The sequence below is a fragment of the Petrimonas sp. genome, from assembly GCF_963921705.1.
Taxonomy (GTDB): domain Bacteria; phylum Bacteroidota; class Bacteroidia; order Bacteroidales; family Dysgonomonadaceae; genus Petrimonas; species Petrimonas sulfuriphila.
In genome coordinates this window covers 1,796,979-1,810,697 of sequence record NZ_OY997410.1, presented here as the reverse complement: position 1 = coordinate 1,810,697, position 13,719 = coordinate 1,796,979, and the positions used below count along the sequence as shown (strand labels likewise).

The window sequence follows — 13,719 nt, the reverse complement described above, 5'->3', positions numbered from 1 at the left end:
GAAAGATTAGAAATCAGGCCCTTTCCGGATCTGTTTCAGCATAATGGTAACTTCCGCAATAAGTAGAACGGTGAACAACACCGCGAAGAGGATAAAAGTGGTTATCACGTTTCCGGCAGATACTCCCGACGCTGCCGCCTGAACAGGCAGCACGTCCTGTATAGTCCACGGCTGGCGCCCCACTTCGGCAACCACCCATCCGAACTGGCTGGCCAGGTAGGCCAGCACGATACTCCATAAACCGATGTATTGCAGGGCTGTGAAGTTTTCGAGCTTTTTCCTGCTGTGGAAATACCAAACCACCGCAAAGAACAGGATGAAATATCCACCTACCATCACCATAAAGTGGAACATGTAAAACGTGAGGGGAACATTCGGGATCAGGTCTTCTTCCTTTTCCAGGAAACCGTAGCCGAAGTAGCTGTAATTGTCTTTGATGATGGTTTCGAAATTGGCGGCATCGGTATCCCGTCCTTCACTCTTCGCTTGCTGGAAATCGGCCAGCGCCTTGTGGGCCAGCAGGCCGCGCTCCCTTTTTTCCTGGAAAGACAAGGCGGTGGAGCCGTCGGGCAGTGTGTATCCGCCGTCAATAACGTCCTTGATGCCGGGTACAAACGCGTTTATGTTCCGGTATCCCATCAGGGACAAAAGCTTGGGGATTTCTATCTTGAACAGGTAGGGATTCACGTCGTCGTTGTATGCTTCCTTTTTCGGGTTGAGCAAACCGACAGCTACCAATCCGGCCCCTTCCTTTCCTTCGTACAAGCCTTCCATGGCGGCTAGCTTCATCGGCTGCTTTTGCGTGACTTCATAGGCCGACCCGTCACCACTGACCGCAATCAATATAAACGACACCAATCCGAATATGGTGGCAATCTTTACGCTCCTGAGCGCAAAATCCTGGTGCCTCTTCTTGATCAGGTACCAGCTGCTTACCCCCACCACGAACGCGGCGCCGAGGCCCCACGACGAGGTGACCGTATGAAAAAACTTGTTGATGGCAACGGGAGATCCGGCCACCGCCCAGAAGTCGACCATCTCGTTCCTCATGGTCTCGGGGTTGAACTCCATCCCGATGGGATACTGCATCCAGGCGTTCGCCACCAGGATCCAGAACGCCGACAGAGTGGCCCCGAGGGTCACCAGCCAGGTCGAAGCCAGGTGCATCTTTTTGCTTACCCGGTCCCACCCGAAAAACATGATGGAAATGAACGTTGCTTCGAGGAAGAACGCTACAATACCTTCAATGGCTAGCGGCGCGCCAAAAATATCGCCCACGAACAAACTGTAATTCGACCAGTTTGTACCGAACTGAAATTCCAGGATAATGCCCGTTGCCACACCGATAGCGAAATTGATACCGAAAATGATTTGCCAGAACTTGGCGGTTTTTTTCCATTTCTCGTCTCCGGTACGCACATACATGGTTTCCATGATAGACATGATCACGGCCAATCCCAGCGTAAGCGGGACAAAAATCCAATGATAGCCGGCCGTAAGGGCAAACTGCCCTCTCGCCCAACCAACAGCTGATGCATTCAGTAATAAGTCCATAGATCTTTAAAAGATTAATTGGGTTAATAATTTTATTTTTATTCTTCTGAATCGAAAGACGACCTTTCAATCATTTGTTCACGCACGTATCCCGCTTTTTCCGATTCGTCGCTTACCTGTGCCTTGAGAAAATCGGGAAAAAAAATGGGCTTGAGTATGGCAAACATGATGATGAGCTTTACAATCACTATTATCCACAGTGTCCTGCCGAGTTTCGACATACTGATAAAGCCCTCCCAAAACATGGTGAACCAATTGAATTTTTCTTTTTTTACTTCTGATTCCATAAAAAAAAGTGTGATTTTTAAAATAAATGTAAACAAAAAAAGGGGGAGAGGCTACGCCTGCCCCATTCCTCCTATGGGAGGGAGAAAACCGGGATTTTCGTTGTTCACCGAAATGGTCCCGTTCATCTTCTCAAACTTATCAATATTGTCCTTCAGCGCCAGAAGAAGTCTTTTGGCGTGTTCGGGCGTGAGGATAATGCGCGATTTTACTTTTGCCTTGGGAATACCCGGGACAATCCGTACGAAATCCACCACAAATTCCGAAGAGGAGTGTGAGATGATGGCCAGATTAGAATAGGTTCCCTGAGCAATTTCTTCCGTGAGCTCTATCTGAATTTGATTATCGTTGTTGAAATTTTCCATTTGCCGAGAAATTAAACATTAATAAGTGTGGAAAAGATAAATAAAGCCAAACAAAGAAATATAAAATTTATTAAACTACAAAGCTATCCGTAAGGGAAAATGGGGAAATGGCCTGTTTTAAATCAAAAATGTCCCGTTTTCAGGGACATTTTTGCAACTGTTTTTTTAATTCAACCACGCGATCATCGTTGAGAGCGACTCCTTGGCGTCGCCCAGCATCAGGTGAACGCCGCTCCTTTTGGTGTAAAGCGGATTCTCCACGCCGGCGTAACCGGGGCTCAGGTCGAAATTGCAGATGAAAACCTCCGGGGCCTCATCCACATTCAGCACGGGCATCCCGTAGATGGGGGTATCCACCGCATCGCGGGCAGCCGGGTTGAGCACGTCGTTGGCGCCGATCACGATCACTGCATCGGTGTCTTTGAAGTCGCCGTTGATCACGTCCATCTCGTAAAGCTGCTCGTAAGGCACGTCGGCCTCCGCCAGCAGCACGTTCATGTGCCCGGGCATGCGGCCGGCGACGGGATGGATGGCGTAACGCACTTCCGCACCGTTCGCCTCCAGCTTGTCGGCCAGCTGGCGTACCAGGTGTTGTGCCTGTGCCAGGGCCATTCCGTATCCGGGAACGATGATCACCGACCGGGCATTCCGCAGGATTTCTCCGGCCGACGGCTTACCGGGTTGCTCATCTGGCGTTTCGCTTTTCGGCTCTTCCATTACTGGCTGGGGCTGGACCACTTTTTTCCCCGAAACGGAGGTTTTCCCGGTTAAAATATCCATCAGGCTGCGGTTCATCGAACGGCACATGATCTGCGTCAGGAATAATCCGGATGCACCCACAATCCCTCCGACCGAAACCAGCAGGATATCGCTGATCGCCATACCGGCAATAGCTCCGGCCACACCGCTCAACGAGTTAAGCAGCGAGATGGTAATGGGCATGTCCGCTCCTCCCACGCGGATGGAAAAAGCAAATCCGAAAAGTGTGCTGAATGCGATGCTTATCAACAGAATCAGTGCAACGTCCGCAGGCAGGCCAAACACGTTTCCCGCAAAAGCAGAATAAACCACGGAAACGGTGAGCACAATCAGGCTGAAGTTCAACACGACAGCGTGGTTTTTCCAGATTACCGGCCTCTGGGACAAAAGCTTATGCAGCTTCCCGGCAGCGACCAGGCTACCAACCAGGGTGATAACCCCCACCACTATCGCCAGGACGGCGGTAACGTTGGAAAAGACGGGAAAATCACTTACCCACTGCCCCACTCCCAGCAACGTCAGGATACCTACCAGGGCAGATGCCAGCCCGCCTACCCCGTTCAGCAAGGCGACCAGCTGTGGCATCTGGATCATTTTTACACGGACGGCAAACGCACTTCCGATAACAACCCCCACCAACATATAAACGTATATGCTTCCAACAGAAGCAATCCGGTTGTAAAGCAACGTAACCACAATCCCCGCGAGAACACTGGCCGCACTGATGATGTTGCCCCGGACAGCCGTCTTCACCCGGCTCATCATGGAGATCCCCAACAAAACGGTGACGGACAAAACCGCACAAACAACGTAATAAAGAGTGGGTGTCATGATGGCCTTTCCTCCTTCTTTTTCTTGTCGAACATCTTAAGCATCCGGTGTGTAACTCCGAAACCGCCGACAACGTTTACCGTAGCGGCAACAACGGCCAATCCACCCAGGATCTGTCCGGTTATAACGTCCTGCTGCCGAACGGCCGCAACCGACAAACCCACCGCGGCTACCGCACCGAGAATGGTAATTCCCGACAGGGCGTTCATTCCCGACATCAGCGGGGTATGCAGCAAGCTCGGCACGTTTTTGATGATCACGTATCCGACCCCGGTGGCCAATGCAAAAATCACTATCAAAAAAACTGGATTCATGTCAACCTCAGCAATTAAAATTTATTTTTCACAATCCCATCGCTTCACGCGTTCCCTCGTGCACGATCTCGCCCTTATGGGTTACCAGGATAGAACGGACAATTTCATCGTTCAGGTCTAGCGCTACCTCTCCGTCTTTCGATAAGTATTTCACCAGGTTATAAACGTTTTGAGAGAACATCCAGGTAGAGCTGGTGGGAATTAATCCCGGTATATTCTTGATTCCCTGAACCATCACGTTGTGGATCACCTCTTTTCTTCCTGCCGGGGTAACCTCGCAGTTACCGCCCTGATCGATGGAGATATCCACAATCACCGCTCCGTTTTTCATCGATTCCACCATTTCCCCGGTAATAAGAACCGGCGCCACCTTTCCCGGAATCAACGCGCTGCAGAACACAATGTCCATATCTTTCAGCACACTTGCCAGCACTTCACGCTCTTTCGCCAACCACTCCTCGGGGAGCTTTTGCGCATATCCGCCCTTGCCGACCGCCAACTCTTCCGGAATGCCGGTTTCAATGATCCTGGCTCCGACGCTTTTGGCCTGTTCGCTGGCAGCAGGACGAATGTCCATGGCGTAAGTCACTGCCCCCAGCCGCTTGGCAGTGGCCAGCGCCTGCAATCCGGCAACACCGGCACCGATAACCAGCACGTTGGCAGGCTTAAGCATTCCTACGGCGGTGAACATCTGCGGCATGAATACCGACAGGTCGTCGGCCGCCATGATGATTCCCTTGTAACCTGCACAAGTACTCATCGAGGTGAGGGCGTCCATGTTTTGAGCGCGCGAGATGCGGGGGATGCTATCGAGTGTGAGGCCGGTCACGCCCCGGGCGGCCAATTGCTTTACCATGTTGTGGTTTACGGGTGAGGCGGGATGGATGAACGTAATCAGGAACTGCCCCGGATGCATCATCTCCACTTCGTGCTTACCCACATTTTCGTTAAAAAGCGGTTCTTTCACTTTCAGGATAAGGTCAGCTCTTTCGAAGAGGTGCTCCGCATCGCCTACCATTTCGGCTCCGGCTTCTCTATACTGTTCGTCGTAATAAAGCGATTTTACTCCGGCACCGGCTTCCACAAGCACGGTCATGCCGTCCTGAATAAATTTCTTCACGGTTTCGGGGGTAGCAGCCACACGAGCTTCTCCCGACATAATTTCTTTGGGAATCCCTACGATCATAATTGATTTGTAATTTATTGTTCAAAATAATATTAGAAAACTAACTTTTTGGATGTTTCTCTTTGTAAAGGCCACTCAAAAATTAATCACAAAAATAGGAGAAAAAAATGACATAACGACAGTTTTAACAAAAATATGAGACTCCATCTCTAATAAACTCAACTCTTTTACATTCTCTTAGGAGAAAAAATTTCCGTTTGTGCAGAATAAATGTTATTTTTGTACCTTGTTTTGGGAACGTAATTCATTAATTTTTTAAATAACAAGAATATGGTAAGTTACAAAGAGTTGGGTTTGGTAAACTCAAAAGAATTGTTTAAAAAAGCGATTGAGGGAGGCTATGCTATTCCTGCTTTCAATTTTAACAACATGGAACAGTTGCAGGCAATTGTTTCTGCTTGCGTGGCAACAAAGTCGCCCGTAATTTTGCAGGTTTCCAGCGGTGCGCGTAAGTATGCCAATCAGACCCTGCTGCGTTATATGGCTCAAGGTGCCGTTCAGTATGCAAAGGAACTGGGATATGAGATACCCATTGTCCTTCACCTGGACCACGGCGACAGCTTTGAATTGTGCAAGGATTGTATCGAAAGCGGTTTCTCTTCGGTTATGATTGATGGTTCGCACCTTCCGTACGAAGAAAACATCGCGTTGACCAAGAAAGTGGTGGACTATGCGCACCAATTCGACGTGACGGTTGAAGGTGAACTGGGCGTTTTGGCCGGTATCGAAGACGATGTTCAGGCCGAACACCACACGTACACCGAACCGGATGAAGTGGTTGATTTTGTCACCCGCACCGGAGTTGATTCTCTGGCTATCTCCATCGGGACATCGCACGGAGCGTTTAAATTTACGCCCGACCAGTGCACACGCGACGAGAACGGCAAGTTGGTTCCCCCTATGCTGCGTTTCGACATTTTGAAAGAGATCGAAGAGCGTATACCCGGATTCCCCATCGTTCTGCACGGTTCTTCTTCGGTTCCACAGGAATACGTGGATATCATCAACCAATACGGCGGCAAGCTGAAAGACTCGATCGGTATTCCCGAAGAATGGCTGCGTGAAGCTGCCAAATCGGCTGTATGTAAAATCAACATCGACTCCGACGGCCGCCTGGCTATGACAGCTGCCGTTCGTGAAGTGTTCGCCAACCAGCCCGCTGAGTTTGACCCGCGCAAATACCTGGGCCCGGCTCGCGAATCGTTGAAGAAACTCTATATGCACAAAACCGAGAAAGTACTCGGCAGCGCAGGCAAAGCGTAATCCACCTTACGGTTTCTGAATTATACTAAAATCCCCGGCTATACTGGCCGGGGATTTTTACTGTTATAGGGGTATTATGATTTTCAGGATTTTGATCTTTGAGTCGGCGTTATCGGTATAGACCGAAAAGAAATCCGTGCCGATATTCACCGCCGCAACCCGGGTACCTGTCTTCACCGTCACTCCCGATTCGGTATTTTCCATCGTGTTGTACTTAGTGAACAAGTTTGAAGCCGCCAAGCCGGCAACAAGCGTTGCAGACGATGTGCCCGATAACCCGTGAGGGGTAACTGCAGTTACAATGTCTTGCGGGTTTGTAAACAAAGCGGTTGCGGCACTAACCTCAATAGTAGCCGTGCGGTTCGCGGTGTAGTCCTTATAAAGGGCGACAACCTCAGTACCGTTAAACTCCAGGTCGTACAAATCGTAAAGATCTGCGGATGATACGGATGAGCTTCCGGTCGCCGAATTGGTAGTTATGGCTATACTGTAGGTACGATCGGTTCCGGACATCCACTTCCAAAAACCGTAATGATGCGCTATGATGTAATAGTTTCCTACTCCATCTACGGAAATGTATGAACCTTTGTTGAAATAATCGGCTCCCGCGTCCGCACCTCCGTAAGACTCGTAATAACCGTTATGGATAACTGTTTTAACAAAGCCTCCCGAACTGTTTACCGCATACATGATATCGGGATGGTCGGTATAATTTCCGTTCTGCCCCCGAGTGTCGGTATAGGTGATATGGGCATTCCCGCCTGCATCCACATCAATATCGGGTTTTGAACAGGCTCCCGCGTCGTTGGATTCGATATAAACGGGGCTGCTCCATGCCGTGCCGTTATGCCTTAGGTAGGCAATTTTATTGTCGACAGTCTTAAACACGACATGCGGATGGTCGCTCCGGTCAACGGCCACGCGTGCTTCGGATCCGGTTCCAAAATCGGTTTCACCCACCCAGGTTCCGCTGGTTTGCGCGGCGTTGTAATAGACCTTTCCGTCGCCTTTGGAATAAACAACACCGATAAATCCGGAACCATCAGCGGCATGCATCAGGTCACCGGAAAGTGTCAACTCGTCGATGGCGAGAGGAGGCGTAAACGTATCGTCTGTAAAGTTCAGCGAAGTGCCCTCCCATAAGGCGTACAGGTGATACGCCCGCCCTTTCACCAGGGCTGTACTCCGGGCGGGCTTGCTGTTACTGGAAACAACATTTATGTCTCCCGTAAGCTGAGCTGTCAGCCATATTTCCGGAGTAATATTGGTGTTGGGCATTACCCATTGCACCAGTTGCAGGCTACCTCCCGCAGGAACGGTTACGGCGGAAGGGGATAATGGCGTTCCGGGCAGGAATTCAACGGTTTCTCCTACGAGGTCGTAGTAAGGGATCCCGGCCACATCGGGCCGGTAAAACCAGGCATCTTCCGCGTTTACAAAATCCAGGGCGGGGGTAACCACCCATTCGGCTTCCGCACTGTTTCTGATGGTCAGGCAATGCAACACACCCAAATGAGCCAGGGGCACATCGCCAGCCGAAGCGCCCGCAGCCACCTCAACCTTACCCGCAACAGGCACGTCTGTCAACTCGCTTATGGGCTTGAACCCGACCGGGGAAACATTTGCGTTTATCTTCCCGCCGTTGACGGAAGCTTCCGCCCCATGAAGGCTGTAAACCGTAAAGGCGGATTGCTCATCGATCTCTGTTGGCACTTCGAGGGAAAAGGCAGCTTTCTTCCCTTCCATAGTAATGTCTGTCTCGGCCAACGTTACGGGAGTTCCCGCCACGAGCGTTGCGTCTTGCTTGAAGAAGAACTGCACCACGTCGCCCGCTTTCCATTTAACAGTAATGTTCTTTGTACCCGCTTCCTGCTCCAGACTGAGGCGGGTTTGCGATGCCTCATTGGGCATGGATGCCGTCAGGGTAATCTTACGGCCGTTCACCGTGACCGGTTTCTCATCAACAATCACATCAGTGGTGCATCCGGTAATCACAAACAGGGCCGAGGCTGCCCACAATAAGAATTTATTCTTCATAATTTAAAATTTGTAAATTGTAATTTGTAATGGATTCATTTACCAGTCCTCACCCGGTGCATCCGGCAATGTACCGCTGCCCATGATGTTTTGTTCCAGTTCGATGTCGATAACTTCAATTTGAGGAGCTGTGTAAAGTTCAGCAGGTTTCTCCGTTGGTGTTTGTTCTGTTCTCATTGTTAAAAAAATGTTTGTAGTTTACTATCTGTTCACGTTTTACGTTGATCGGGAAAGCAGAAGGAAAGACGGTACCACAGTATAGAATTTTGGCAAATTTACGGAGGGATGGGTTTCTCTTTTTCCCGATTCGTAAAAATTTATTCCTAATTCATAAAAATTACTTATTTTTGTAAAAACAAACTGCCCCCATATGTTGATACAACTTATCCTGTCGGTCATGCCCATGTTCGTATGCCTGTTTTGGGTAGTACTTCTGTTGTGCGACAATAACCGGAATCTACCGAAAAATTACCTGGCTTTTTTCTTGTCGTTATCGGCAATCAATTATTTTGTGCACGCCGCTTTTTTCAACCGGCAATACGACCTGTTCGCCTTTACGGACAACATCTGGGTGTTCACGTCCCTCTCCTCCTACCCGCTTTATTACTATTATATCCGGCTTCTTACGCGCGAGATCCGGATCGACTGGCGGTGGAGTTGGATTTTACTGCCTGCGATGGTGTTGTCGATCTTCTCGTTCGTCATCTACTTCGCCATGTCGCCCGAAGAACTGAACCTTTTTGTCCGCGGAGTCATGTACCACGAGCAGGGTTTTACCGGGCCCTATCCTCGGTTGGTACGGCTGCAGGTTCTTCGCACCACCTTGTTCAAGGCATTTTTTCTAGTGCAGGTAATCTTATCGGTGTGGTTCGGATACAGGCTTATAGTCCGGTACAATAAGGAGGTGAAAGAGTTTTACTCCAACACAGGGGGTAAGGACCTCAGTTCGGTAAAGTGGATTCTTTTCGCCTTTCTGTTTGCTTCCGTTGTCTCGCTTGTCTCCAATGTGATTGGCAAGGATTTCTTTGTAGATAAAGGCCCTTTGATAGCCTTTCCGGCTCTCACGCATTCGCTTTTTTTGTTTTTTATCGGATACGTTGGCTATCACCAAAACTTTACCGTAGCCGATTTCACGAACGACGTGAATGATTACCGCAAGAAAAGGCTCAGGGCCACAGAGAGGAAGCAACCGGCATTAAGCGACAGAATAACCAAGCAGCATCTCTCTGATTTACTGAGAAAGAACGAGCTGTATAAGAATCCCGAACTACGGATTACCGATATTGCATTGATGGCAGGGACCAACCGGACCTACATATCCCGAATTGTGAATGAAGAGATGCAGACGAACTTCTGCGATTGGGTGAACGGTTTTCGTATAGAGTATGTAAAGGGAATCATGAAGAATCCGGAGTACGACAATTTGTCGATGTTACAGATCGCCGAGATGTCGGGATTCTCGAGTCTGAGTGCGTTTTACAGGGTATTCAAGGCGAAGGAAGGGATTGCTCCCGGAGAATACAGGGAGCATAAATAAAAAAACCGGCGAATTGCCGGTTTTTTTGAACTATTTATAACTAGCCTTCACGTAATCAGCATTCGCCAGATAGTTATAGCTTTCTTTTATACCTTCAAAAGGAGTTCCAGTATATTTTTCAACTTCTACTACCAGGTATTTTGCACCGGATTTGTCAATATTTTTGAAAATAGCATCAAATCCGACCATTCCGCTTTGTCCGAGTTCCTTATTGTCTTTTATATGAAGAATTTCGAAACGTCCGGGATAAGCATTGAAGTATTCCACCGGGCTTTGTCCACCACGAACTACCCAGTACACGTCCATCTGGAAGAACACCTTGGCAGGATCGGTATTTTTTAACATATAGTCGTACATCACTTCTCCTTCTATTTCGGTGAATTCGAAGTTGTGGTTGTGATAGCCGAAGCGGATTCCTGCTGCGTTACATTTTTCTCCAACCTGGTTAAAGTAATCGCAATAAGCTTTAAGATCGACCAACGTTTTGGGTGTGGGGATCCAGGCGACCACCAGGTATTTCATACCAGCATCCTTATGAGCCTGGATAGCGGTATCCCACCATTTCCAAACTTCGTCCCAGTTGGTATCTTTTGTATTATCAGCCAACGGACGTCCTGCGTGGGAAGAAAGAACTTCCAACCCGGCATCTTCAATGGATTTTTTAAAGTCGGCAGGAGCCATTCCGTAAAACTGGCCGTCGTTATAACCAGCCGCCTCTACTCCGGTAAAGCCTGTATTGGCAACAGTATCTATGGTTGCCTGATAGTTGGCTTTTATGTCGTCCCGAACAGAATACAACTGAAGGTAGATGTCTTTTTTAACGTTCGCTTCCGTTGCTTCTTTTTTCTGTCCCTGATCGCAACCCGATAACAGGAACAGGCTACCCAACAAAATTACTGCAAATAAATTTGATTTTTTTTTCATTCTTTTATTCTATTAAAAAAAGAGTATTCCTAAACTTGATAGAAACACTCTTTTTTGGATTATACCCTTAATCTAAGATTTTAACTTTAATGTTACGGAACCAAACATCATCCCCATGGTCCTGGAAGCCGATGAATCCTTCGCGGTTGGGTCCGCCACAGTTATTCAGCAGTTCAAAAGCCAACGGCCATTTTTCCTGGCTGAACTTGCTGGCCTGGAGCATTTCTGTCCATTGGGGAGTCCACAAATGGTACTCAACCACATTTTCGTTGTTCTGTCCGTGAACAACGGTTCCCTTATACACCATAATTTTTGCTGCGTTCCATTCACCAAAAGGTTTCTGGTTTTGTGGAACTGCAGGAATCATATCGTAGAGCGAAGCGGATTGCCGGTTATTGTCCTTACCCAGTTTGGCATCGGGATGGTTGGCATTATCCAGCACCTGGTATTCGGGAGAGGAAATATAGATAGGTTCGGTTTTTACGTTGCCGTCTTTATCGGTTGTAGTTACTTCCTGTGCCAGATAGAAAATACCCGAGTTACCTCCTTTGGAGACTTTCCACTCCAGCACCAGTTCAAAGTTTTTGAACTTGTGGTCGAAAATAATATCGCCACCGTCACCGTCCTGGGCTTCACCGCCTCCAGAACCGTTGAACTTGATAGCACCGTCTTCGATGGTCCATTTTCCGGGTACAGCATCCTTGCCGTATCCGCGCCAGCCGGTAAAGTCTTTACCGTTGAACAATACGATGTAACCGTCTTTATCCGTTTCAAACTTCGACAAGTCCACTTGCGGTTTGTCAACTACTGAATATTGAGGAGTTTCTGTTTTCATAGAATCAACACCTTCTGTTTCTGCTGTTTTTTTTGCACCTCCGGTACAAGCTACAAAAGCTGTGGCAACCGCAACGCTTAAGAGCACATTAAAAACTTTTTTCATACTTGTTCTTTTTTAAAATTTAAACTTTTCCTTATAGATGACGACATCAGACATCAGGCTCAAAACGGTGTTGTTAAACAGCGTAGGAGTCTGATATCTGACATCTGTTATCTAAAAATTTACGGCATTGCCGGTAATTTCCAACCGTTTTGATAAGTATGGTTGATCATTTCGGCAGCATACTCGTTAGCACTTACAGGTTCCGTCCATGTTTTGTTAAACGTGGGGTGACCGTCGGTAATCTTGAAACCGTCTTCAATAATTGTCTTTATTGTCGCATCAGCCGGAATGTTGGTAAACTTCATGTTTTCACCATCCCAGTGGAGTTCCTGGTTAAGACCCTGTAATCTTACGGCAAGAACACCCATGACCACCATTTCGTTGAAAGGACCTGCTTCTGAGAAAGGAGAGGCTGTTTCAACGCGATTTTCCGGACTTTCCTTACATGCACGCACCCAATCCAGTTCGTGAGAAAGGGTAACTTCACGCTGGGTTTTCGGGGAGTTGGGTTTCCTTCCGGATACCAACCATGGATTTACGCCGTAGCAGCCGCAGATCAACGTGTCTTTTGTTCCGTGGAAAATAACGCCACCGCCCTGGTCGTTCAGGTTCTTTCCGGCAGGTACTCCTTCGGGACGGAACGGTTGCAGGCCGCCATCGTACCAGGTAACTTCCACTTCAGGCATAGCTACTTTCGGCATATTGTCGCGAGACGGGAAAACATATTTCACCATTTGTGCATTGGGAGCACAGTCTGTTAACAACATGGTAGATGAGCCCTGAACTTTTGTGGGATAACCGAGGTTTAATCCTTTAAACACGGGATGCAAAATATGGCAGGCCATATCTCCCAATGCGCCTGTTCCGAAGTCCCACCATCCACGCCAGTTCCAGGGGTGATAGATGTTGTTGAACGGACGTTTGTTGGCCGGGCCGATAAACAAATCCCAGTTTAAGGTAGACGGCACTTTGTCTGCTTTCTTAGGTGTCATGAGACCTTGCGGCCAGATGGGCCTGTCGGTGAAAGTGTCCACGCGGGTGACTTCACCAATTTGTCCATCCCTGATCCAATCAATCACCTGGCGAACGCCTGGGCCCGAAGATCCCTGGTTACCCATCTGGGTGGCTACTTTGTATTTTTTAGCCAGGTTTGTCAGAAGACGCGACTCATATACACTGTGTGTCAACGGTTTCTGCACATACACGTGTTTTCCCATGGTCATGGCTTCAGCCGCAACAATGGCGTGAGTATGGTCAGCAGTAGCTACAACAACACCGTCGATTGATTTTCCTAATTCGTCATACATCTTACGATAGTCGTAGTATTTTTTCGCTTTCGGGAAATAATCAAAAACGCGCTGGCTGTACTTCCAGTCCACATCGCACAAGCCAATTATATTCTGGCTTTCGAGGTTTTTCAGGTTAGCAAAACCCATCCCTCCAACTCCAACACCAACGATGTTGAGTTTATCACTCGGAGCCATGTGCCCCATGCTTTTACCGAGTACCGATGAAGGTACGACAGTTAATCCAACCGCAGCTGTTGCGCCTGCCTGGATAAACTTCCTTCTTGACATTTTTGATGACATAAAAATTTGTTTTAGATTAAAAAATTCAAAAATATTGTTTTATAACTTTTCTGATTTAATAAGTTACTCTTTTTTTCCTGGGAAAAATGGATATAGAATAATTGCCGTAAAAATAGCAATAAAAACTGAACAACT

At 48.1% G+C, this 13,719-nt stretch carries 13 protein-coding genes; 2 read left to right on the top strand and 11 right to left on the bottom strand.

All coding sequences use genetic code 11. The features are described from left to right. Nucleotides 1-6: 6 nt before the first annotated feature. The 6 genes from AACM02_RS07470 to AACM02_RS07445 form a co-directional block, all read right to left on the bottom strand. The gene (locus AACM02_RS07470) at nucleotides 7-1,554 is read right to left on the bottom strand and encodes a cytochrome ubiquinol oxidase subunit I (RefSeq protein WP_339116549.1); all 1,548 of its coding nucleotides are present in this window, start codon (nucleotides 1,552-1,554) and stop codon (nucleotides 7-9) included. Between the two features lie 38 nt (nucleotides 1,555-1,592). Next, on the bottom strand, nucleotides 1,593-1,841 hold the full coding sequence (locus AACM02_RS07465; RefSeq protein ID WP_339116548.1) for a DUF4492 domain-containing protein: 249 nt from the start codon (nucleotides 1,839-1,841) through the stop codon (nucleotides 1,593-1,595). Nucleotides 1,842-1,892: 51 nt separating this feature from the next. Continuing rightward, nucleotides 1,893-2,204 carry a DUF3467 domain-containing protein gene (locus tag AACM02_RS07460; protein ID WP_339116547.1) on the bottom strand — a complete coding sequence of 104 codons (312 nt, stop codon included), beginning with the start codon at nucleotides 2,202-2,204 and terminating at the stop codon, nucleotides 1,893-1,895. A gap of 165 nt (nucleotides 2,205-2,369) precedes the next feature. After that, nucleotides 2,370-3,794: an NAD(P)(+) transhydrogenase (Re/Si-specific) subunit beta gene (locus AACM02_RS07455; protein ID WP_339116546.1), complete on the bottom strand. Its 1,425-nt coding sequence runs from the start codon at nucleotides 3,792-3,794 to the stop codon at nucleotides 2,370-2,372. After that, nucleotides 3,791-4,108, bottom strand: a complete 318-nt coding sequence (locus tag AACM02_RS07450; RefSeq protein WP_339116545.1) for an NAD(P) transhydrogenase subunit alpha — start codon at nucleotides 4,106-4,108, stop codon at nucleotides 3,791-3,793. Before AACM02_RS07450 ends, AACM02_RS07455 begins: the two co-directional genes overlap by 4 nt. A 28-nt stretch (nucleotides 4,109-4,136) precedes the next feature. Further along, on the bottom strand, nucleotides 4,137-5,294 hold the full coding sequence (locus AACM02_RS07445) for an NAD(P) transhydrogenase subunit alpha (protein ID WP_339116544.1): 1,158 nt from the start codon (nucleotides 5,292-5,294) through the stop codon (nucleotides 4,137-4,139). Between the two features lie 270 nt (nucleotides 5,295-5,564). Here AACM02_RS07445 and AACM02_RS07440 point away from each other — a divergent pair, with 270 nt between their 5' ends. Then, complete coding sequence (locus tag AACM02_RS07440; protein ID WP_214063297.1) at nucleotides 5,565-6,557, top strand: class II fructose-bisphosphate aldolase; 993 nt, start codon at nucleotides 5,565-5,567, stop codon at nucleotides 6,555-6,557. 63 nt (nucleotides 6,558-6,620) lie between these two features. Here AACM02_RS07440 and AACM02_RS07435 read toward each other — a convergent pair whose 3' ends face one another. Together AACM02_RS07435 and AACM02_RS07430 are read right to left on the bottom strand one after the other, a co-directional pair. Next, nucleotides 6,621-8,594 carry a hypothetical protein gene (locus AACM02_RS07435; protein ID WP_339116543.1) on the bottom strand — a complete coding sequence of 658 codons (1,974 nt, stop codon included), beginning with the start codon at nucleotides 8,592-8,594 and terminating at the stop codon, nucleotides 6,621-6,623. 39 nt (nucleotides 8,595-8,633) lie between these two features. Continuing rightward, nucleotides 8,634-8,771 carry a hypothetical protein gene (locus tag AACM02_RS07430; protein WP_214063748.1) on the bottom strand — a complete coding sequence of 46 codons (138 nt, stop codon included), beginning with the start codon at nucleotides 8,769-8,771 and terminating at the stop codon, nucleotides 8,634-8,636. A 193-nt stretch (nucleotides 8,772-8,964) separates the two neighbouring features. Between AACM02_RS07430 and AACM02_RS07425 the strand changes: the two genes are divergently transcribed. Next, nucleotides 8,965-10,131 carry a helix-turn-helix transcriptional regulator gene (locus tag AACM02_RS07425; RefSeq protein ID WP_339116542.1) on the top strand — a complete coding sequence of 389 codons (1,167 nt, stop codon included), beginning with the start codon at nucleotides 8,965-8,967 and terminating at the stop codon, nucleotides 10,129-10,131. A gap of 30 nt (nucleotides 10,132-10,161) precedes the next feature. Here AACM02_RS07425 and AACM02_RS07420 read toward each other — a convergent pair whose 3' ends face one another. The 3 genes from AACM02_RS07420 to AACM02_RS07410 all read right to left on the bottom strand — a co-directional run bounded on the left by AACM02_RS07420 (nucleotide 10,162) and on the right by AACM02_RS07410 (nucleotide 13,584). Continuing rightward, nucleotides 10,162-11,055 carry a sugar phosphate isomerase/epimerase gene (locus AACM02_RS07420; protein WP_339116541.1) on the bottom strand — a complete coding sequence of 298 codons (894 nt, stop codon included), beginning with the start codon at nucleotides 11,053-11,055 and terminating at the stop codon, nucleotides 10,162-10,164. Nucleotides 11,056-11,122: 67 nt separating this feature from the next. Then, nucleotides 11,123-11,995 (bottom strand): DUF1080 domain-containing protein, encoded by an 873-nt coding sequence (locus AACM02_RS07415; protein ID WP_214062443.1) that lies wholly within the window; start codon nucleotides 11,993-11,995, stop codon nucleotides 11,123-11,125. 119 nt (nucleotides 11,996-12,114) lie between these two features. Continuing rightward, on the bottom strand, nucleotides 12,115-13,584 hold the full coding sequence (locus AACM02_RS07410) for a Gfo/Idh/MocA family oxidoreductase (protein ID WP_339116540.1): 1,470 nt from the start codon (nucleotides 13,582-13,584) through the stop codon (nucleotides 12,115-12,117). Between the last annotated feature and the right edge of the window lie 135 nt (nucleotides 13,585-13,719).